The 21,185-nt window shown below is 65.5% G+C and carries 18 protein-coding genes; 13 read left to right on the forward strand and 5 right to left on the reverse strand.

Annotation, left to right across the window (positions count from 1 at the left end; translation table 11 throughout):
* The first annotated feature begins 8 nt into the window (after positions 1-8).
* On the forward strand, positions 9-725 hold the full coding sequence (locus tag K0F86_RS02445; protein ID WP_219132763.1) for an HAD family phosphatase: 717 nt from the start codon (positions 9-11) through the stop codon (positions 723-725).
* 125 nt (positions 726-850) lie between these two features.
* Here K0F86_RS02445 and hemL read toward each other — a convergent pair whose 3' ends face one another.
* Positions 851-2,140: a glutamate-1-semialdehyde 2,1-aminomutase gene (gene hemL, locus K0F86_RS02450; protein ID WP_219132764.1), complete on the reverse strand. Its 1,290-nt coding sequence runs from the start codon at positions 2,138-2,140 to the stop codon at positions 851-853.
* A 59-nt stretch (positions 2,141-2,199) separates the two neighbouring features.
* Positions 2,200-3,057, reverse strand: coding sequence for a hydroxymethylpyrimidine/phosphomethylpyrimidine kinase (locus tag K0F86_RS02455; RefSeq protein ID WP_219132765.1), 858 nt, complete (start codon positions 3,055-3,057; stop codon positions 2,200-2,202).
* A 96-nt stretch (positions 3,058-3,153) separates the two neighbouring features.
* Here K0F86_RS02455 and K0F86_RS02460 point away from each other — a divergent pair, with 96 nt between their 5' ends.
* From K0F86_RS02460 to K0F86_RS02485, 6 genes are all read left to right on the forward strand, one after another.
* Entirely contained in the window at positions 3,154-3,306 is a 153-nt protein-coding gene (locus K0F86_RS02460; RefSeq protein ID WP_010401308.1) for a rubredoxin, read from the forward strand.
* A gap of 84 nt (positions 3,307-3,390) precedes the next feature.
* Positions 3,391-3,813 (forward strand): response regulator, encoded by a 423-nt coding sequence (locus tag K0F86_RS02465; protein WP_306823172.1) that lies wholly within the window; start codon positions 3,391-3,393, stop codon positions 3,811-3,813.
* 48 nt (positions 3,814-3,861) lie between these two features.
* On the forward strand, positions 3,862-4,227 hold the full coding sequence (locus K0F86_RS02470) for a response regulator transcription factor (RefSeq protein ID WP_219132766.1): 366 nt from the start codon (positions 3,862-3,864) through the stop codon (positions 4,225-4,227).
* A gap of 11 nt (positions 4,228-4,238) precedes the next feature.
* On the forward strand, positions 4,239-4,859 hold the full coding sequence (locus K0F86_RS02475) for a chemotaxis protein CheW (RefSeq protein ID WP_306823173.1): 621 nt from the start codon (positions 4,239-4,241) through the stop codon (positions 4,857-4,859).
* The gene (locus tag K0F86_RS02480) at positions 4,859-7,096 is read left to right on the forward strand and encodes a methyl-accepting chemotaxis protein (protein ID WP_219132767.1); all 2,238 of its coding nucleotides are present in this window, start codon (positions 4,859-4,861) and stop codon (positions 7,094-7,096) included. The genes K0F86_RS02475 and K0F86_RS02480 overlap by 1 nt, the downstream gene beginning before the upstream one ends.
* A 40-nt stretch (positions 7,097-7,136) precedes the next feature.
* Complete coding sequence (locus tag K0F86_RS02485; RefSeq protein WP_219132768.1) at positions 7,137-12,416, forward strand: Hpt domain-containing protein; 5,280 nt, start codon at positions 7,137-7,139, stop codon at positions 12,414-12,416.
* A 156-nt stretch (positions 12,417-12,572) separates the two neighbouring features.
* On the opposite strand, the gene K0F86_RS02490 is transcribed toward K0F86_RS02485, so the two are convergent.
* Complete coding sequence (locus K0F86_RS02490) at positions 12,573-14,036, reverse strand: deoxyribodipyrimidine photo-lyase (protein WP_219132769.1); 1,464 nt, start codon at positions 14,034-14,036, stop codon at positions 12,573-12,575.
* A gap of 386 nt (positions 14,037-14,422) precedes the next feature.
* Here K0F86_RS02490 and K0F86_RS02495 point away from each other — a divergent pair, with 386 nt between their 5' ends.
* The 6 genes from K0F86_RS02495 to K0F86_RS02520 all read left to right on the forward strand — a co-directional run bounded on the left by K0F86_RS02495 (position 14,423) and on the right by K0F86_RS02520 (position 19,162).
* Positions 14,423-15,025: a YqgE/AlgH family protein gene (locus K0F86_RS02495; protein ID WP_219132954.1), complete on the forward strand. Its 603-nt coding sequence runs from the start codon at positions 14,423-14,425 to the stop codon at positions 15,023-15,025.
* Complete coding sequence (gene ruvX, locus K0F86_RS02500) at positions 15,022-15,420, forward strand: Holliday junction resolvase RuvX (protein WP_257571952.1); 399 nt, start codon at positions 15,022-15,024, stop codon at positions 15,418-15,420. Before K0F86_RS02495 ends, ruvX begins: the two co-directional genes overlap by 4 nt.
* A 39-nt stretch (positions 15,421-15,459) precedes the next feature.
* Entirely contained in the window at positions 15,460-15,984 is a 525-nt protein-coding gene (pyrR, locus tag K0F86_RS02505) for a bifunctional pyr operon transcriptional regulator/uracil phosphoribosyltransferase PyrR (protein ID WP_219132770.1), read from the forward strand.
* Positions 15,977-16,942 carry an aspartate carbamoyltransferase catalytic subunit gene (locus tag K0F86_RS02510; protein ID WP_034746695.1) on the forward strand — a complete coding sequence of 322 codons (966 nt, stop codon included), beginning with the start codon at positions 15,977-15,979 and terminating at the stop codon, positions 16,940-16,942. The genes pyrR and K0F86_RS02510 overlap by 8 nt, the downstream gene beginning before the upstream one ends.
* Before the next feature lie 24 nt (positions 16,943-16,966).
* The gene (locus tag K0F86_RS02515; RefSeq protein ID WP_219132771.1) at positions 16,967-18,268 is read left to right on the forward strand and encodes a dihydroorotase; all 1,302 of its coding nucleotides are present in this window, start codon (positions 16,967-16,969) and stop codon (positions 18,266-18,268) included.
* A 147-nt stretch (positions 18,269-18,415) separates the two neighbouring features.
* Positions 18,416-19,162, forward strand: a complete 747-nt coding sequence (locus K0F86_RS02520; protein ID WP_219132772.1) for a 1-acyl-sn-glycerol-3-phosphate acyltransferase — start codon at positions 18,416-18,418, stop codon at positions 19,160-19,162.
* Here K0F86_RS02520 and K0F86_RS02525 read toward each other — a convergent pair.
* Together K0F86_RS02525 and K0F86_RS02530 are read right to left on the reverse strand one after the other, a co-directional pair.
* Positions 19,159-19,923, reverse strand: coding sequence for an ABC transporter permease (locus K0F86_RS02525; RefSeq protein ID WP_219132773.1), 765 nt, complete (start codon positions 19,921-19,923; stop codon positions 19,159-19,161). The genes K0F86_RS02520 and K0F86_RS02525 overlap by 4 nt on opposite strands.
* A 2-nt stretch (positions 19,924-19,925) precedes the next feature.
* Positions 19,926-21,170: an ABC transporter substrate-binding protein gene (locus tag K0F86_RS02530; protein ID WP_219132774.1), complete on the reverse strand. Its 1,245-nt coding sequence runs from the start codon at positions 21,168-21,170 to the stop codon at positions 19,926-19,928.
* Between the last annotated feature and the right edge of the window lie 15 nt (positions 21,171-21,185).

Genomic DNA, 21,185 nt, shown 5'->3' on the forward strand with positions numbered 1-21,185 from the left:
GAGAGTCCATGCCTGATACCGCCACCACCCCACCGCGCTTTACCCATCTGATCAGCGACTGCGATGGCGTGCTGATCGACAGCGAAGCCGTGGCCCTGCAAGCGCTGCTGGAATTGCTGGCACCGCGCCTGCCGAACCTGCCCCAGGGCGTTACCCTGCAAGGCTTGATCGAGCCGCGCCTGGGCCAGCGCCTGGTGCCGCTGATGCAGGATATCTACAAGGAACTGGGACTGCCGCAATTGCCGGCCGACGAGATCATGGCCATCGGCAACGCCGTCGATGCGGCCTGCGATGCGCAATTGCGCGCCGTGCCGGGCGTGGCGCAGGCGCTGGCCGCCATTGCGCTGCCCAAGGCCGTGGCCTCGAACAGCGTCAGCGCGCGCGTGCTGTCGGCGCTTGAGCGCACTGGCATGGCGCCGCTGTTCGACAAGCGCGTGTTTACGCCCGACTTGGTCGGCCATGCCAAGCCGCATCCGGGCGTGTACCTGGCGGCCGCGGCCGCGTTTGGCGTGCCGCCGGGCCAGTGCCTGGTGCTGGAAGACAGCGTCACGGGCGTGACGGCCGCCGTGGCGGCGGGAATGACGGTATTGGGATTCATCGGCGGCGGGCATATCGCCGCCGGCCAGGAAGCGCGCCTGAAGGCGGCCGGCGCGCATGTCGTGTTCAGCGACATGGCCAGCCTGCCGGCGCTGGTGGCGGAACTGCTACAAGGCGCTACAGTGTAACGACACCTGACAAAACCGTAGCGAGCGGCAGTGATTTGTGGCCGAGAAGCGCAACCGTACTTTAGTACGGTGAGCATCGCCGGCCGCAAAGCGCGACGCGCAGTAGGTTTTGTCAGGTGTGTACCTTACGCCAGGGTGGCAAACACCTTGCGCGCGGCGTCGATGGTGGCGTCGATGACGGCATCATCGTGCTGTGCCGAGACGAAGCCCGCCTCGAAGGCGGCGGGCGCGAAGTACACGCCTTCGTCCAGCATGGCGTGGAAGAAGGCGTTGAACTTGCTGCGGTCGCCCGCCATCATTTCCGCGTAGCTGGTCGGTGGGGTGGCGCTGAAATAGATGCCGAACATGCCGCCGATGTAGTCGGCGCAGAAGACCACGCCCGCGTCCTTCGCCGCGCTTGTCAAGCCTTCGGCCAGGCGCTTGGCCGTGGCGCCCAGCTGCTCGTAGAAGCCCGGTTGCTGGATCAGTTTCAGGGTGGCCATGCCGGCCGCCACGGCGACCGGGTTGCCGGACAAGGTGCCGGCCTGGTAGACGGCGCCCAGCGGCGCCATGTGATGCATCAGCGCCGCGCTGCCGCCGAAGGCCGCCACCGGCATGCCGCCGCCGATCACCTTGCCCAGCGCGGTGAGGTCGGGCTTGATGCCGTACAGCGCTTGTGCGCCGCCCAGGGCCACGCGCAAACCGCACATGACTTCATCGAAAATGAGCAGGGCGCCGTGCTGCGTGCACAGCTCGCGCATCGCCTGCAGGAATTGCGGCGTGGCTTTCACCAGGTTCATGTTGCCGGCCACCGGTTCGACGATGACGCAGGCGATTTCCGCGCCGAAGCTGTCGAAGGCGTCCTTCAGCTGTTCCACGTTGTTATAGTCGAGTACCAGGGTGTGCTTGACGAAATCTTCCGGCACGCCGGCCGAGGTCGGGTTGCCGAAGGTGAGCAGGCCGCTGCCCGCTTTCACCAGCAGCGAGTCGGCGTGGCCGTGGTAGCAGCCTTCGAACTTGACGATCTTGTCGCGTCCCGTGGCGCCGCGCGCCAGGCGCAGGGCGCTCATGGTCGCTTCCGTGCCCGACGACACCAGGCGTACCTGCTCGATTGATGGCACCAGACGCGTGATTTCCTCGGCCATCAGCACTTCGCCTTCGGTCGGCGCACCGAACGACAGGCCCAGCGCGGCCGCATCCTGCACCGCTTTCACCACTTCCGGGTGGGCGTGGCCGACGATGGCCGGGCCCCAGGAACCGATGTAGTCGATATAGCGTTTGCCGTCCGCGTCCCAGAAGTACGGGCCTTCGGCGCGCGTGATGAAGCGCGGCGTGCCACCGACGGAGCGGAAGGCGCGCACGGGCGAATTGACGCCGCCTGGCGTGGTTTTTTGTGCGCGGGCAAACAGGATGTCGTTCTGTGAAGTCGTCGTCATGATAATCGTGCCTTGAGAGTGGATCGTTGTCTGTGTCGTCTGTGTTTGTCTGGACGGGATTATTGGGCGCCGCGCTGGCGCTGCTGCCGGAACAGCCGGTTCGGCACCAGCTTGCCCATGCCGTGGCGCTGCGCGTGGGCCAGCGCGCCGGTGGTAAATTCCTGCGCCGCCACGACCACCTGCGGCACATCGTCTTCGTTTTCCGCCAGGGCCAGCAGGGCGGTGGCGGCCGCCGACAGGGTGCTGCCGGCGCCGTTGAAGATGCCTGGCAGGTGCTGCCATTCGTCGTGGCGCACCACGCCGTCCTCGCCGAACAGGGTATTGGCGCGCAACTTGCCTTCGCCCGTGCCGGACTTGCTGGCGTCGGCCGGCATGCCTGTGACGAGCACGTATTCGCAGCCCAGGGCCACCAGGTAATCGACGTCGTTTTGCAGGGTGTCGTCCGGATCGGCGTCGCGCCAGGTCTCGGCCAGGCGCTCCAGCTCCACCGGCGAGAGCACCAGCAAGGTCGTTTGCGGGATCAGCAGCTGGCGCACGGCGGTGAGGATGTCTTCGTCGTCCATGCCCTGTTCCGGCAGCGCCGAAATGAAGGGATCGAGGATCAGCGGCACGTTCGGATAGTCGGAGACGATTTCGGCGATGGCCGTGACGTTTTCCACGCTGCCCAGCGCTCCGATCTTGATGGCCGAGACGGACATGTCTTCCAGCAGCACGCGCGCCTGGTCGGAAACCCAGTCCGGGTCGACCGCCTGCACGTCTTCCACGCGCGCCGTATCGCTGATCAGCAGGCCCGTGGTGACCGACAGGCCATGGCAGCCGAAGGCTGAAAATGTGGCCAGGTCGGCCTGGATGCCGATCGCACCGACCGGATCGGACACGCCGAAGCTTAATATGAGGGGAGAAGTTTGGTTTTGCACGGCGGGTAGATTAAGATACCTAATTCAGCATTTTACTTGATTGAAGGGTGGCAGAACGTGAGTAGCAACGAAACAACGCAGCAATTCCAAACGTGGATGTGTCTCATTTGCGGCTGGGTTTATGATGAAGCGGCCGGTCTGCCCGACGAAGACATCGCTCCCGGCACGCGTTGGGCCGATGTTCCGATGAACTGGACCTGTCCTGAATGCGGTGCGCGCAAGGATGATTTCGAGATGGTGGCACTGTAATTCATCGAGCTCCCCGGGATGGTGCTGCCGCACGCAGTATCGCGGCAGCCTGTGCTATGGTATGAAAGATTGTCGAATAATCACATGACGCGTCCCTTTTTGCCCGAGATGCCGTCCGAGGCCGCGTGCGCCAGTGCCACGATCCTCGTCATCGACGACAGCGCGACGATACGCAGCGCGGCCGCGAACATCCTGGGCGAGGCCGGTTATCGCGTGGTGGTGGCGGAAAACGGCTTCGAGGCCCTGGCCAAGATCGCCGATTGCCAGCCGGCGCTGATCGTGTGCGACATCGTGATGCCGCGCCTGGACGGCTACCGCACCTGTGCGCTGATCAAGGCCAGCGCGGCGCATCACGCCACGCCGGTGCTGATGCTGTCGTCGAAGGAGGGCTTGTTCGACCGCGCGCGCGGCGCCATGGCAGGCGCCAGCGCCTGCCTGGTCAAGCCGCTGGCGCGCGAGGCGCTGCTGGAGGCCGTGCGGCTGCACCTGGCCAGGCATTTTGAGTAAGAGCCTATTCTAAGTGGTTTATTGATTGACAACGCAGCAAGGAAGCAGATGGCCATACACACAATTCTGATCGTCGATGACTCGCCGACAGAACGCTACTACCTGAGCGAGATGCTGGTGCGTGCCGGTTATGCCGTCTTTACGGCGCAGGACGGCGCCGACGCGCTGGCGCAACTGAAGCAGGCCAGGCCCGACCTGATCCTGATGGATGTGGTGATGCCCGGTGCGAATGGCTTCCAGATCACGCGCGCGATTGCGCGCGATCCCGAACTGCAGGACGTGCCGGTGATTATCTGCTCCAGCAAGAGCCAGGAAACGGACCGCATCTGGGGCTTGCGCCAGGGCGCGCGCGATTATCTGGTCAAGCCGGTGGTCGAAGCCGAGCTGCTGGCCAAGATCGCCGCGCTTTCCTGAGAATGCACACGATGTCAGGGAACGGCGAGTCCACCGCGGCCTTTTCGCCTGCCGCTGCCGCCATGCCATCCTTCGAGACGGGCGCGCGGCAGGGGCGCTTGCGCCAGTATCAGCTGCAATTGATCGAGCGGATACAGGCCGCGCGCAGCGGCGCGCTGGCAGCGCGCAAGGAATTGGGCGTGATGCTCGGTGGCCGGCCGTGCCTGCTCGACCTGACGCAGCTCGGTGAAATCGTCATCGCCGCCGGGGTGCAGATCCAGGGCGTGCCGCTGGCGCAGGACTGGTACCTGGGCCTGGCGGCCATGCGCGGACGCCTGACGGGGGTCGTCGACCTGGCCCGCTACATGGGCGAGCCGGCCTGCACGCCTGGCAATCACTGCCGCATCATCACGTTTTCTCCCCGCCTGGGTCTCAATTGCGCTGTGCTGGTCGAACGCGTGCTGGGCTTGCGCCAGCTGCGCACGATGCAGCCCGTCTCCGTGCCGGATGCGCCGCCGTCCTGGGCGGCGCAGGCGCTGCGCGACAGCGAAGGGCAGCAGTGGCTGCGCCTGGACCTGGCGCAGCTGGCGCAGGCGGAGCGCTTCCTCGACGCCGGCTTTGGCGGGCTATTCGACCACAAGGATATTTGCTGATGGGTGCCAATTCTCCTATCCTGGCGGCCGGCATGCCCGAAGCGGAGCATGCTGCCGGCGAGCCGGCAGCGGCGGCCGACCTGCCGCTGCGCCTGCGCGACGCGCTGGGGCGGCGCAAGTCGCTGGCCAAGGCACCCGTCAGCGACTTGAAGCTGCCGCTGATCGGCCATTTGCCGCTGCAAAAGCAGCTGAGCATCCTCTCGACGGTGATGGCCCTGAGCCTGGCCGCCAGCCTGCTGTTCGTCGGCCTCAACACGCGCAGCGGCAATATCGCCTCGGCGCAGACGCAGCTGGCCAGCGACGCGCTGATGCATTCGCAGCGCATCGGCAAGGCCGCGCCGAACGCCGTGCAAGGCAATCCGGAAGCCTTCCGCCAGCTCGAGGAAAGCCGCAATGAACTGAACCAGGATTTCCGCCTGATGCTGCGCGGCGGGACGTATCACGGCCGCGATATCGGCGAGTCGCGTTCCGGCCTGCTGGCGGCGGTGGCCGACGCGCGCAAGAAGTGGGCCAGCAGCGACCGCGCGGCCAGTACCATCTTGCGCCTGAAAACGGAGCTGGGCGAATTCGACAAGACCTTGCAGCAATTGAACGCGCTGTCGCCGGCGCTGCTGGCGCAAACGGAGGAAGTCGCGGCACTCAAGGTGCAGCGCGGCGGCAACGCGCGCGACCTGGCCGTCATCGGCCGCCTGATGATGCTGAGCCAGCGCATGAGCCGCAGTGCCAGCGAGTTCCTGTCGTCGGGCAGCATCAGCTCGGAAACGGCATTTTCGCTGGGGCGCGACACGACGTATTTCCGCACCGCCGTCGAAGGCCTGCTCAATGGCAGCATGTCGCTGCAATTGGCGCCCACGCGCGACGCCGAACTGCGCGACCGGCTGGTGGCGCTGAAGGCCAGTTTCGATAATTACCAGAAGCTGGTGTCGTCGATACTCGACCGCCTGGATAAATTCAGTGCGGCGAAAAGCGCCGAACAGCTGATCTTCAACGAGAACGAAGACCTGCGCCAGCGCTTGACCCTGCTGCAGCAGATGTACCACGTGAACCAGGAAACGCTGGGCATGGCTTTCTGGATGATGGTCGGCGGCGTGTTGCTGACCCTGATCGCGGCGGCCGGTATCGGCCGCGTGCTGCTGCAGGACTCCGTCAACCGCACGCGCGACGCCGAGCGGCGGCGCCAGGAAGCGGAAATCCTGCGCCTGCTGTCGCAGGGAAAAGAGGAAGAGGCGAAGGCCAGGAATGAGCAGAACCAGGCGGCCATCCTGCGCCTGATGAACGAATTGCAGAAGGTCGCCGATGGCGACCTGACGGTACAGGCTACCGTGTCGGAAGACATCACGGGCGCCATCGCCGATTCCGTCAACTACACGGTCGAGGAATTGCGCGGCCTGGTGGGGAGGGTGACGGCGACCGCCGAACAGGTCAACCGCGCCTCGACGCAGGCGCAAAGCATCTCCAGCAAGCTGCTGATCGCGTCGCAGCAGCAGTCGCGCGAAATCCAGGGCGTCAGCGCCACCGTGGTCAAGATGGCCAATGCGATTACCGACGTGTCGAAGTCGGCCAGCGTCTCGGCCGACGTGGCGCGCCAGTCGGTGGCGGCGGCGCAGCAGGGTTCGACGGCGGTGGAAAACGCCATCAAGGGCATGCATGAAATCCGCGAGCAGATCCAGGATACCTCCAAGCGCATCAAGCGCCTGGGCGAATCGTCGCAGGAAATCGGCGAAATCACCGAGCTCATTTCCGACATCACCGAGCAGACCAACGTGCTGGCGCTGAACGCCGCCATCCAGGCCGCGTCGGCCGGCGAAGCGGGGCGCGGCTTTTCCGTCGTCGCCGAGGAAGTGCAGCGCCTGGCCGAACGCTCGGCCGCCGCCGCCAAGCAGATCGGCGCGCTGGTGCGCACCATCCAGGCCGATACCCAGGACGCCACCCGCGCGATGGAAAAATCCACGCACGGCGTGGTCGAGGGCGCACGCCTGTCCGACGCGGCCGGCGCGGCCTTGAACGACATCAGCCAGGTGTCGAAACACCTGGCCGAACTGATTCAGGGCATCTCGTTTGCCACCGGCACGCAGGCCGGTTCGGCCAGCGGCGTGGCCTTGAATATCCAGCATATCCTGAGCGTGACGGAGCAGACCCAGGATGGCACGCAGCAAACGGCGCAGTCGATCCACAAGTTGTCGATGCTGGCGCAGGAACTGAAAAACTCGGTGTCGCGCTTCCGCGTCGCCGCCTGAACGCCGCGCCAGTCCAGGCGATTTCCTTACCGAGGCATGCATGAGCACACCTGATAGTCCGCAGCAGTCCAAGCCGTTCGACAGCGAACCTTTGTCGTGGGTGATGGTGGAAATCCGCGAAGCGCTGGGCCGCTCGAAAACGGCGCTGTTCGAGGCGGGCGGCCGCGAGCGCGAGGAACGCGCCACGGCCCTGCAGCATGCGCGCTCGCATCTGCACCAGGCGCATGGCGCGCTGGTGATGGTGGACGTGGCCGGCGCCAGCCTGCTGACGGATGGCGCGGAACAGGCGCTGGCGCGCTTGCGCGACGGCAGCCTCGAATATACGCTCGACCATGCGCAGATCGTCGCCGCACTGTATCAGGCCCTGACCGAATACCTGGAAGACCTGGTGGCCGGCACGCCGCCGCAGCCGACGCGTTTGTTCCCCTACTACCGCGACCTGCAAACCATGCTGGGCGCCGAGCGCATCCACCCGGCCGACCTGTTTTTTCCGCCTGCATCGATACTGGAAGGGCATGCCATCGCGCTGGCGGAGGCGCCGCCGGCAGCCGATTACCCTGCCTGGCGCGGGCGCTTTGAAAAGTCTTTGCTGCCCTTTCTGAAAGCGCAGGATGATGCGGCGCGGCGCCAGCACGCCAGCGACTTGCATGCCACCTTGACCCTGGTGGCCGACGCGCAGCAGGAAGCGCCGGCGCGTGCCTTCTGGTTCGCCATGCAGGCGTTTGCGGGACTGGCGGCCAGCGGCGAGGGCATGGGCACGCTCAACGTCAAACAGTTGTTCGGCCTGATCAACCTGCAGTTGCGCCGTCTGGCGCAGGGCACGGCCAGCCTGCCCGAAGCGATGTTGCGCGACGCCCTGTTCTTCATCGCCGCGGCACCCGAGCCCACATCTGAGGCACGCCAGCTGCGCGCCGCCTTCGCGCTGGAAGGCATGGTGCCCGCCGACCTGGAAACGCGGCGTTACGGCCAGGTCGACCAGGAAGCCTTGCAAGGCGCACGCGCGGCTCTGGCGCAGGCGCGCGCCAGCTGGAGTCGTCTGGCGCAAGCCGACCTCGATCCTGCCCTGGGCACGGATTTTGACGCGTCGCTTCAAGAGGTGGCCGCACATGTGGAGACCCTGAAGCAGCCGGCCCTGGCCAGCCTGCTGCGCGAATGCGCGGCCGTGGCGCGGCTAGCCGTGACCAGCGGGCGCAGCGCGGCGCTGGAAAATGAAATCGGCATGGCGCTGCTGTTTGCCGACACGGGGCTGGAGCAGGTGCGCCGCCTGCCCGACGATTTTGCCGGCAATGCGGAAACCATCGCCGCGCGCCTGCAGGCGCTGTTGGCTGGTGAAGCGCCGCCACCCGTCACGGCGGGCGAGCTGTCGCGCCAGATCGAGCAGGGCCAGACGGTGGCCGCGCTGGCCGAGGACATGAAGACGGGTCTGCGCCAGGTGGAAAAGGCGCTCAATGCGTATTACGCGGATGCCTCGCGGGAAGCGGCACTCGACGGCGTCGCCCCCGTGCTGGAACAGTTGCAGCAGCAGCTGGCCGGGCTGGGACAGGAAGACGCGCGCGCCGCCGTGCTGCAGGTCGATGCGGCCGTGCGGCAGCTGGCCGCTGGCGACGCCAATGCGGACGCCAAGGCGGAGGCCCACGCCGGGGCGCTCGACGAGATCGCGCAAAATGTCAGCGCGCTGGGATTTTTTGTCGATATGCTGGGCCGCAACGCGCAAGCGGCCAGCGGGCGTTTCCATTTCGATGCCGCCGCCGGCACCTTCCGCGCGCTGCCATTTGAAAAAGTCGCCGCCGCCGGTGCCGTACCGGTGCCCTTGCTCGACCAGGCCCTGGCGCCCGCCGCGCCCGCCGGCATGGATGCCGCGCCGGCAGTGACCGATGTCGATGCGGAGATGCTCGACATCTTCATCGCCGAAGCGCGCGAAGTGCTGGCCTTTGTCGACACCACCCTGGCCCTGCCGCGCGAGCAGGCCGCCAGCGGCGAGCACCTGGCCATGCTGCGCCGCTCGTTCCACACCTTGAAAGGCAGCAGCCGCATGATCGGCCTGGCGCAGTTCGCCGAGGCGGCCGGCGCCATCGAACGCGTGATGAATACCTGGCTGGCCGAAGCGCGCCCTGTCAGCGATGATCTGTTCACCCTGCTCAATTACGGCTGGTACCAGCTCAGCGAATGGGTGGCGGAACTGGAAGGCGGCGCGGGGCGCGAGCGCGAGGCCGGCATGCTGCTGGCGGCGGCCGAGCGCGTGCGCGAAGGCGGTCCGTTCGAACTGCGCAAGCCTCGCCCGGCATCGGCCGCACCGCTGGCCGGCAACGGCAATGTGATCGGCTTTCCGTCCGCCACGGCGCCCGCCGCCCACGAAGCGCCTGACGATAACCTCAAGCACGTCGGTGAACTGCGCGTCAGCCTCCCCTTGTACAACATTTACCTGGCCGAGACGGATGAATTGCTGCGCGTGCTCACGCGCGACTTTGGCGAATGGCGCCATGAACAGCGTGCCGTCAGCGCGGACGCGCTGCAAGCCGTGCATACCTTGGCGGGAACGTCGGGCACGGTGGGTTTCCAGTCCCTGCGCGACATGGCGCACGCGCTGGAAACGGTGATCGAGACGGTGGTGCCGCCGCTGGCCGGCCTGCGCGCCGAACAGCACGACGTGCTGGAACAGGCCACGCAGCGCATCGCGCAAATGCTGCAGGCGTTCGCGCTGGGCGACCTGGCGCCAACGCAGCCGGACATGATCGAAGCGCTCAATACCCTGTGGCGTGCCCTGACGGCGCCGCCCGGCGAGAGCCAGGAAGCGCGGCTCGACGCCCTGTTTGCCGCCGCCTACGCCAGCATCGTCGGCGCGCCGGCGCAAGCTGCCGAGCCACTCGCCGAAGTCCCTCTGCCGCAGCTCGAGACCTTGTTCGAGGCGGCGTATGCGAGCATCGTCGCCGACGCGCTGCAACCCGTTGCGGCTGAAGTGCCGGCGCCCATGCAGGACAGCGGCGCCAGCGACGACCTGTTCGACGCCGGCTTCGAGCACGCGCCGCCGTTGGAGCACGCGGCGCCGGAAGCGCCGGCGCCCGCCATCATGCCGGCCGATGCGGCCGCGCTGCTGGCGGCGAGCGCCGGCATCAGCGATGAACTCGACCTCGATTTATTGTCCGTCTTCCTGGAAGAGGGTGCCGACCTGCTGCCGCAGATCGGCGAGGCGCTGCGCAGCTGGCAGCAGCAGCCGCACGACAGCGGCCAGGCGCAGATGCTGCTGCGCACCCTGCATACGGTCAAGGGCAGCGCGCGCATGGCCGGCGCCATGCGCCTGGGCCAGCATGCGCATGAAATCGAGACGCATATCGAAAACATGCTGCACGCGGGCACCGCCACGCCGCAGGCCTTCGAGGAATTGCTGGCCCATTACGACCATGCGCTGCACCTGTTCGAACAGCTGCAGCAACCCTTGCTGCCCTTGCCGGGCATGGAAGACACGCCGACCGCCGAACCGAAGGCGGCGCTGGTGCGCGTGCGCGCCGATATTCTCGACCGCCTGGTGAACCAGGCCGGCGAAGTGTCGATCACGCGTTCTAAAATGGAAAATGAAGTCGGCGTGCTGGGCGCTTCGCTATCCGAATTTTCCGACAACCTGGCGCGCCTGCGGCGCCAGCTGCGCGAAGTGGAAATGCAGGCCGAATCGCAGATTGCCTCGCGCATGGCCGTCGGCAGCGAGCGCGAATTCGACCCGCTCGAATTCGATCGCTTTACGCGCCTGCAGGAACTCACGCGCATGATGGCCGAAAGCGTCAACGACGTGGCCTCGTTCCATGAAAACCTCAGCCTCAGTGTCGACGCGGTGACGGACGACCTGGTGCTGCAGGCGCGGCTGACGCGCGAGCTGCAGCGCGACCTGATGCAGATCCGCATGGTGCCGTTTGCCAGCATCGCCGAACGGCTGTTCCGCGTGGCGCGGCAAAGCGCCAAGGAAGTCGACAAGCGCGTCAACCTCGACATCCGCGGCGGCGGCGTGGAAATCGACCGCAGCGTGCTCGAACGCATGGCGGCACCGTTCGAGCACCTGCTGCGCAACGCCATCGTGCACGGCGTCGAGCCGCGCGCCGCGCGCCTGGAAGCAGGCAAGAGCGAGACGGGCGAGCTGCTGGTGCAGGTCAGCCAGCAGGGCAATGAAGTGGCGATCGCCTTTTCCGACGACGGCGCGGGGCTGGACCTGGAACGCATCCGCGCCAAGGCGCACGGCGCCGGCCTGGTGGCGACGGACGCGCCTTTGAGCGACGCGCAGGCGGCCGAACTGATTTTTACACCCGGTTTTTCCACCGCCGACAGCCTGACGGAACTGGCAGGGCGCGGTTTTGGCATGGACATCGTGCGCTCCGAAGCGCTGGCCCTGGGCGGGCGCGTGGAAACGCAGACGCAGGCGGGCCTGGGCATGCGCTTCACCATCCACCTGCCGCTGACCCTGGCCGTCACGCAAGTGGTGCTGCTGGCGGCGAACGGCAAGACGTATGCCTTGCCATCGGTACTGGTGGAGCAGGTGCTGCACCTGAAAGGCGAGCAGCTGGAGCAGGTGCGGGCGGCCGGGCGCATCGAGTCGCACGGGCAGTCGCTGGCGCTGCACCACCTGTCGGCCATGTTGGGCGAGACGCCAGCGGCGCAGGCCACGCAGCGCCATGCGCCCGTGCTGCTGCTGAGGAATGGCAATGACAGGCTGGCCTTGCAGGTTGATGACGTGGTGGGCAACCGCGAGGTCGTGGTCAAGCATGTGGGCCCGCAACTGGCGCGCATGCCGGGCATCGCCGGCGCCACGGTGCTGGGCACGGGCGACATCGTGCTGATTCTCAATCCGGTGGCGCTGGCGCAGCACCTCGAGCATCACCCGGAACTGCTGTCGCAGTATGCGCTGGCCAGCAGCGAACAGCACGCCGCCTCCAGCGCACTGGCTGTGCCGGCCGTGCGCGTGATGGTGGTCGACGATTCGCTGACGGTGCGCCGCGTGATGCAGCGTTTGTTCGAGCGCGAAGGCTATCAGGTGCTGCTGGCCAAGGATGGCCTCGATGCGCTGGAGCAGTTGCATGCGCTGGAACCGGCTGCCATGCCGGCCGTGCTGCTGGTCGACGTGGAAATGCCGCGCATGGACGGTTTCGACCTGACGCGCAATGTGCGCAGCGATGACAAGACACGTGCCATCCCCATCATCATGGTCACCTCGCGCAGCGCCGACAAGCACCGCGCGCACGCGTTCGAGCTGGGCGTGAATGCGTATTTCGGCAAGCCGTTCCAGGAAGAGGAATTGCTGGCGGAAGTGGGGCGCTTGCTGGGCGGTGACGTGGCGTAATCGACGCCAACGCTAACGCCAACCATGTTGTCGGATTACGCGGGGCCTTGCCCCGCTAATCCGACCTACGCTCTTGCACGACGGCGCATGTCGGGTAGGTCGGGTTAGCGCGCAGCGCGTAACCCGACATCACCGCAATGCCAATCAATTACCTGCTTACCCCGCCACCTTCACCACCGCATAGCGCTCCAGCGTCTCCTTGCGCGCCTCGTCGTGCTGCACGATGGGTTCAGGATAGTCGCGTCCCAGCACGATGTTTTTTTGCTCGAGCAGCATGCGTGGCACCAGCCAGGGCGCGTGGATTTCCTTGTCGCCCAGCGCCTTCAGCTGCGGCAGGTAGCGGCGGATGAAGCGCCCGTTCGCATCGAATTTTTCCGACTGCGTGATGGGATTGAAGATGCGGAAGTAGGGCTGCGCATCGCAGCCGGACGACGAAGCCCATTGCCAGCCGCCGTTGTTCGACGCCAGGTCGAAGTCATTCAGGTGCAGCGCGAAATATGCTTCGCCGCGGCGCCAGTCGATGCCCAGATCCTTGATCAAAAAGCAGGCCGTGACCATGCGCAGCCGGTTGTGCATATAGCCGGTCTGGTTCAGCTGTGCCATGGCCGCGTCCACCAGCGGATAGCCGGTGCGTCCCTCGCACCAGGCCGCAAAGGCGGCATCGGCTTCGGGGCCGCTTTCCCAGGCGATCGCATCGTAGGCCGGCTTGAAGGCGCCGCCTTCCACATGCGGGTTCTGGTACAAAATCATGGCGTAGAAATCGCGCCAGATCAGTTCGGCCAGCCACACGGGCGCGCCGTCGCCGCCACCGCCCCGGTCCATCAGGTCGACCACGCTGCGCACCAGGTAGCGCAGCGACACGGTGCCGAAGCGCAGATGCATGGACAAATACGACGGCCCCTTCAGGGCAGGAAAATCGCGCGCCACGTCATAGCGGGCCAGGCGTGGCAGGAAATCCTCGAACAGCGTGCTGGCGCCCGCCATGCCGGTGGGAATGGCCAGTTCGGCCAGGTTGCTGGCCTCGAAACCCAGCTCCCCCAAGGTGGGCAGCGGGGCCGGCGTGCCGCTGCGCGGCGGCGCCAAGCTGGCCGCATGCGGTTCGATAGCGAACGGCGCCAGGCAGCCGGGTTCGGCGCGCATTTTCTTCAGCCAGGCATTTTTATACGGCGTGTAGACGGTGTAGGGTTTGGCCGAGAGCGTCAATACCTCGTCTTTTTCAAAGATCACCTGGTCCTTGAAACTGAACCACAGGCGCGTCTCGTGCGTGAGCGCGGCCGCTACCCTGCGGTCGCGGGCGATCGCTTGCGGTTCGTAGTCGTGGTTGGCAAACACGGCGTCGGCGTTCAGCTCGGCGGCCAGGCGCGGGATGGCTTCGGCGGCGTCCGCGTGCAGCACGATCAGGTCGCCGCCCAGCTGGCGCAGCTCGTCGGCCAGTTCGGCCACGCTGGCATGGATGAAATCGACCCGCCGGTCGCGGCGCGGCAGCGCTGCCAGGATGGCGGTGTCGTATACGAAGACACAATGCACGGCCTGGCTCTGGCGCAGGGCGTGATGCAATGCAGCATGGTCAAATGCGCGCAGATCGCGCCGGAACCACACCAGGGAAGTCTTAATTGTCATTATTTTGCGTGTTCAGGGTCAAAGATAGGCCATTTTTTGCCGCCAACAGGGCTTTATGGCCGCGCGCGTCGTGCCTTTGGCGTCGCTGCGGCGGCAATTCAGTGTAAACTAGCGGGTATGTTCGTGGTGGTTTATGTGCGACAGCGATTGTGCAGTCAATTTTACAATTGGCATTGAAATGCGTCGGCAGGCAAAGCGAATTGACCATTAATTTACAACATAACAAGAATAGCGCCTGGCAACACGGTGCGCGCCGCCCAGCATTCGCGGCCGCTTGCGCCAGGCGTACGATAGCGGGGTAAGCGAGACTTGCCAGCAAGCCCACAGAGAGAGCATCGCGTATGAAAAAGAGTAAAATCGACCAGACTCTACCAGGGCATCGTTTGATGCAGGGTGTGGGAGAGCCGGCCGCGACAGGTTCCTCCACCTTGAATCTGGCCAACCATTTCCTGATTGCGATGCCGGCCATGCAAGATCCGATCTTCGGCGGCACGGTCGTGTACGTTTGTGAACATAATGAAAACGGCGTGCTGGGCGTCGTCATCAACAAACCCACCGACATGACCATGGAAGTGCTGTTCGACCGCATCGACCTGAAACTGGCGGCCGGCAGCGACACTCCCATCATCAATGAACCGATCATGTTCGGCGGCCCCGTGCAGGACGACCGCGGCTTCGTGCTGCATACGCCAGGCGCGCACTATTCCTCGTCGCTGACGGTGACCGATGAAATCGCGTTTACCACCTCGATCGACGTGCTCGAAGCCGTCGCCAAGGGCGATGGTCCCGAGCGCCTGCTCGTCTCGATCGGCTATTCGGGCTGGAGCCCGGGCCAGCTGGAAGACGAGATCGGCCGCAATGGCTGGCTGACGGTGGGTGCCTCGGCCGACATCCTGTTTGACTTCCCCATCGAGCAGCGTTACGTGGCGGCCATCAAATTGCTGGGCATCGACCCGCTCATGCTGGCATCGGAAGCCGGACACGCATGAGCGGTGACGCCATCGACACCATCCTCGCCTTCGATTTCGGCTTGAAACGCATCGGCGTGGCCATCGGCAATAGCATGATTTGCCAGGCCAAGCCGCTCAGCGTGATCACGGCCACGGCGAATGAGCCGAAGTTTGCCGCCATCGATAGCCTGATCAGGGAGTGGGGCGCCAGCCGCATCGTGGTGGGCCTGCCCAGCCATCCCGATGGCACGGAACACGAGATGAGCGCGCGTTGCCGCCGTTTCGCCAACCAGGTGCATGGCCGCTTCAACCTGCCGGTGGAACTGGTCGACGAGCGCTATTCCTCGGCCGTCATCGCCGCCAAGCGCGGCGAAGTCATCGACGACCGCGCCGCCGCCATCATCCTGCAACAGTATTTCGACGCGAATTATTAATCTGACCTTAGCCTCCAATCCTGAATGATTAAGAACTCTATGCCGCATCCTACGAATCCTTCCCAACTCGACGCCGAGGCCCTGTACGCGGTCTTGCTGCAGCAGGTGCAGAGCGGCCTGGCGGGCATCCCCAACGTGGCCATCGTCGGCATCCATTCGGGCGGCGCCTGGCTGGCCGAGCGCCTGGCGCGCGACCTGAACCTGATCGACCGCCTGGGCGTGCTCGACGTGTCGTTCTACCGCGACGACTTCGCCCAGAAAGGCCTGCATGCCGACGTCAAGCCGACGCAAATCAGCTTCGACGTGGCCGGTGCCACCATCCTGCTGGTCGACGACGTGCTGTACACGGGCCGCACCACGCGCGCGGCCATCAATGAATTGTTCGACTATGGCCGTCCGGCCAAGATCATGCTGGCCGCCCTGGTCGACCGCGGCGAGCGCCAACTGCCGGTGGCCGCCGATTTCGTGGCTGCCTTCACTGCCGTGCCGGCGGGCCAGGCCCTGGTCCTGAAGCAATCCGACGATGGAAAATTCACGCTCACCCTAGATACCCACCATGCTTAATCCGCAACTGAATAAACACGGCGAACTGCAACATCTGCTGACGATTGAAGGCCTGCCGAAGTCTATCGTCAACCACATCCTCGATACCGCTTCCTCGTTCGTCGGCATTTCCGACCGCGATGTGAAAAAGGTGCCGCTGATGCGCGGCAAGAGCGTTTTCAATCTGTTCTTTGAAAACTCCACGCGCACCCGCACCACCTTCGAGATCGCCTCGAAGCGCCTGTCGGCCGATGTCATCAACCTCAATATCCAGGCCTCGTCGGCCAGCAAGGGCGAGTCCCTGCTCGACACCATCGACAACCTGTCGGCCATGCATGCCGACATGTTCGTCGTGCGCCATGCGCAGTCGGGCGCGCCCTACCTGATCGCCAAGCACCTGATCGACACGAAGCAGCCGCACGTCCACGTCGTCAACGCGGGCGACGGACGCCACGCGCACCCGACCCAGGGCTTGCTCGACATGTACACGATCCGCCACTACAAGAAGGATTTCACCAACCTGACGGTGGCCATCGTGGGCGACATCCTGCACAGCCGCGTGGCGCGCTCCGACATCCATGCGCTGACCACGCTGGGCGTGCCGGAAGTGCGCGCCATCGGCCCGCACACTTTGCTGCCGGGCGGCCTGGAGCAAATGGGCGTGCGCACCTTCACCAACATGGATGAAGGTCTCAAGGGCGTGGACGTGATCATCATGCTGCGCCTGCAGAACGAACGCATGAGCGGCGCGCTGCTGCCCTCGGCGCAGGAGTATTTCAAGAGCTATGGCCTGACGCCCGAACGCCTGGCGCTGGCGAAACCGGACGCCATCGTCATGCATCCGGGGCCGATGAACCGCGGCGTGGAAATCGATTCGGCCGTGGCCGACGGTCCGCAGGCGGTGATCCTGCCGCAGGTGACGTTCGGTATCGCCGTGCGCATGGCGGTGATGAGTATTTTGGCTGGTAATCAGGGCTGATAGCCCAAGGACGAGTAAGCGAGCATGACGACACTACATATCAAGAACGGCCACCTGATCGACCCTGCCAACGGCATCGATGGCTTGCAAGACCTGTTTATCGCCGACGGCAAAGTGCTGGCCGTGGGCAGCGCCCCGGCCGGCTTTACCGCCGCTACCACCTTTGACGCGGCCGGCCTGGTGGTGTCCCCCGGCCTGGTCGACCTGTCCGCGCGCCTGCGCGAGCCGGGCTACGAATACAAGGCAACGCTGGAATCGGAATTGCAGGCGGCCCTGCAGGGCGGCGTGACGAGCCTGGTGTGCCCGCCCGATACCGACCCGGTGTTAGATGAGCCGGGCTTGGTGGAGATGCTGAAATACCGCGCCAAGACGCAGAACAAGGCCCACGTGCACCCGCTGGGCGCGCTGACCATGGGCTTGAAAGGCAAGTCGCTGACGGAAATGGCGGAACTGACGGAAGCGGGCTGCATCGGCTTCGCGCAGGCGGAAGAGCCGATCGAAGACACCACCGTGCTGCTGCGCGCCATGCAGTACGCGAACACCTTCGGCTACACCGTCTGGCTGCGCCCGCAGGATCCGCACATCGGCCGTGGCGGCATCGCCCACAGCGGCCCGCTGGCCTCGCGCCTGGGCTTGTCCGGCGTGCCCGTGATGTCCGAAACCATCGCCCTGCACACGATCTTTGAATTGATGCGCGCCAGCCGCGCGCGCGTGCACCTGTGCCGCATCTCGTCGGCGGCGGGCCTGGAGCTGATCCGCGCCGCCAAGGCCGAAGGCTTGCCCGTCACCTGCGACGTGGGCGTGCACCACGTGCATCTGACGGACGCCGATATCGGCTTTTTCGATTCGAACGCGCGCGTCACGCCGCCGTTCCGCAGCCAGCGCGACCGCGATGCGATCCGCGCCGGTCTGTTGGACGGCACGGTGGACGCCATGTGCTCGGACCACACGCCCGTCGACGACGATGAAAAGCTGCTGCCGTTCGGCGAAGCGTCGCCCGGCGCCACGGGCCTGGAGCTGCTGCTGTCGCTGGCCCTGAAATGGGCCGACGACTATGCCTTGAACCAGCCGCAAGCCGGTGCCCGTCCACTGGCGCGCGCCGTGGCCAAGGTCACGTCCGACGCGGCCCGTGTCGCCGGCATCCCTGCCGGCAGCCTGGCCGTGGGCGAAGCGGCCGACATCTGCGTCTTCGATCCCGCCGCGCGCTGGACCGTGTCGTCGACGTCGCTGGCCAGCCAGGGCAAGCACACGCCTTTCCTCGGCTATGAGCTGAGCGGCATCGTCAAGGCGACCATCGTGGCCGGACGGGTGGCGTTTCAGCGTTAATTATTTGTATCGGAGCCGTAGGTCGGATTAGCGGTACGCGTAATCCGACAAGTCCATGGCGGCTCCTGTCGGCTTACGCAGCGCCTTACCGGCGCAGCTAAGCCGACCTACGCGGCTGTATGGATTTGCTTCCAACCTTGGTGTCATTTGAAACTTCTGCTTACCTACCGCCTCGCGCGCATCGCCATTCACCTGAGCTGCGGCATGGCCAAGAGCGCGGTGCTGTTCCCCTGGCTGGACCTGGAGGGGCGCAACCGGCGCATCCGCCGCTGGTCGACGCAGTTGCTCGACATCTGCGGCGTGCACGTGGCGCTGCCGGCCGACAGCGTGCCGGCACTCGACCATGCGATGGTGGTGGCGAACCACGTCTCGTGGCTCGACATCTTCGTCATCAATGCCATCCACCCTTGCCGTTTCGTCGCCAAGGCGGAAATCCGCGCCTGGCCGATCCTCGGCTGGCTGGCGGGGCGCGCCGGCACCATCTTCATTTCGCGCGGCAGCAAGCGTGACCTGCGCCTGATCTTCCAGGGCCTGGTGGATAAGTTGACGGCGGGCGAGCGCATTGCGTTCTTCCCCGAAGGCACCACCGCCGCGCAAGGACAGATCCTGCCGTTTCACGCGAATCTGTTCGAGGCGGCCATCGACGCGCAAGTGCCGGTGCAGCCGTTCGCGCTCGTGTATGTGGATGACAAGGGGGCCTTGCATCACGCCGTCGACTTCATCGGCGACATGAGCTTTGCGCAAAGCATGGTGGCGATCCTGAGCGGTCCGCCGATCACGGCGCGCCTGACCTGCCTGGCTTCCGTCGGTACGGCCGACGCGCACCGGCGTGAGCTGGCGGCGGCAACGCAGGCGGCGGTGGCCGCTGCGCTGCCGCTGGAAAAAGCCGCTTAGTTCTTCACGTGCAGCCAGCGCGCGTGCGCGGCGCGGGCCAGGTAGTCGAGCATAAACCCTAAAATCCCGATCAGCACGATGGCGGCCATCAGTTCCGAGTACGCCAGGCGGTCGCGCGTATCGAGGATGAAGTAGCCGAGGCCGGCCGACACGCCGAGCATTTCGGCCGGTACCAGCACGATCCAGATGATGCCGATGGCCAGGCGCACGCCCGTCAGAATATCGGCCGTAATGCCCGGCAAAATCACCTTGAAGACGATCTCGCTGCGCGTGGCCGACAGGCTGCGCGCCAGCAGCAGCCAGTTCGGATCGAGCCGCGCCACGCCGGCCGCCGTATTGAGCAGGATAGGCCAGACGGCCGCAAACGCCAGCAGGAAGTACACGGGCGCGTCGCCGACACCCAGCACCATCACGGCAATCGGCATCCACGACAGCGGCGAAATCATGCGCAGCAGCTGGAACAGCGGCATGGCCGCGCCGGAAAAAATTTTCGACATGGCCACCAGCACGCCCAGCGGCACGCCGATGATGATCGCCAGCCCCAGGCCGACAGCTACCCTTTGCAGGCTCAGTACCACGTGCAGCCAGATATCCGAACCACTCAGCATTTCCCGGAACGCCAGCGCCGTGGGCAGCGGCGCAAAGGCGGTGGCGATCGGCGTGGATTTCTCCAGCGCCGTCACGCCCATGGACCACAACAGCAAGGCACAGGCCAGCCCCACCAGGGGCAGGCCGAACTTCGTGAACAACTTCTTTGCCATCGTCAGACCGCCACGGTTTCGCTGCGCAGCAGGTTGGCCGGCAAGCCGAAGGCGGCCGGGCCACCGACTGCCGTGATGGCCTTGCGCACGAAGCGGTCATCGACCAGGTCGCGCGCGGCGAATTTCGGATCGAGATTGGCCAGGAAGCGCGTATCGCCTTCGACCTTGGTGCGGCCGATGGCACGCACCAGTTCTTCCGTGTACGAGGCGAATGGATAGGGCTGGAAGTCGATGCGGCGCTGCTGCCAGTTCTTGTGCACGATCAGGCCCTGCTTTTCATAGCTCGCGTAATCGGTGGTGGCCAGCACCTTGGTCAGCACCTGCAGCGGATGCGGCGTGTAGCGGTGCTCGCCCACGTTCGACAGCAGCTTGGCCGTATCGACTTGGTTCGAGCGCGTCCACAGCTGCGCCTTGACGATGGCGTTGGTGACCTTCTGCGCCCATTCGGGACGCGTGTTGATGTCGCGCTCGGACAGGAACGTGACGCAGCACGCATGGTTTTTCCACACGTCGCCCGAGAAGCGCAGGATCTTGCCGATGCCGGCGTTTTCCGCCGCCGCATTGAACGGTTCGGCCACGATGTAGCCGGCAATCGACTTGCTGGCCAGGGCGGAAACCATTTCAGCCGGTGCCAGCACGATCAGGTTGACTTCATTCGATTTGATGGTGGCATTGCGCGCGCGCGTGACCGGGGTCAGGCCGTTGGAGGACAGGATTTGCTGCAGCAGGATGTTGTGGATCGAGTACCAGAATGGAATCGCGACCGTGCGTCCGCCCAGCTCGGAGACCTTGTTGATCTCGTTGGCCACCGTCAGCGCGGAGCCGTTGACGTGGTTCCAGGCGACGACCTTGGCCGGGAACTTGGCGCCGTAGCGCACCCACAGTGTGGCCGGCGACAGCAGATGGATGACGTTGACCTGGCCGGCGACGAAGGCTTCGATGATCTGTGCCCAGCTGCGGAACAGGCGCGGCGTTTCCGCCTGCAAGCCTTCCGCCTCGAACAGCTTGCGGGCGTGGGCGACGAGCAGCGGGGTGGCGTCGGTGATCGGCAGGTAGCCGATCTTCACCGGCTGGTCGTCGCCTTTCGGACCTTGCTGGGCCATGGCGTCGCCGGCGAACAGCAGCGGCGAGGCGACGCTGGCCGTGGCCAGGGCCGACATGCGCAGGAAGTCGCGCCGCGTCAGGCCGCAGTCGCAATCGGAGGAGGCACAGATGTGCAGGGGTTTGTTATCTGCTTGCAGTGACATGAGAGTGTTCCGGTC

Source organism: Janthinobacterium sp. UMAB-60, assembly GCF_900095235.1.
Classification (GTDB): Bacteria; Pseudomonadota; Gammaproteobacteria; order Burkholderiales; family Burkholderiaceae_D; genus Janthinobacterium.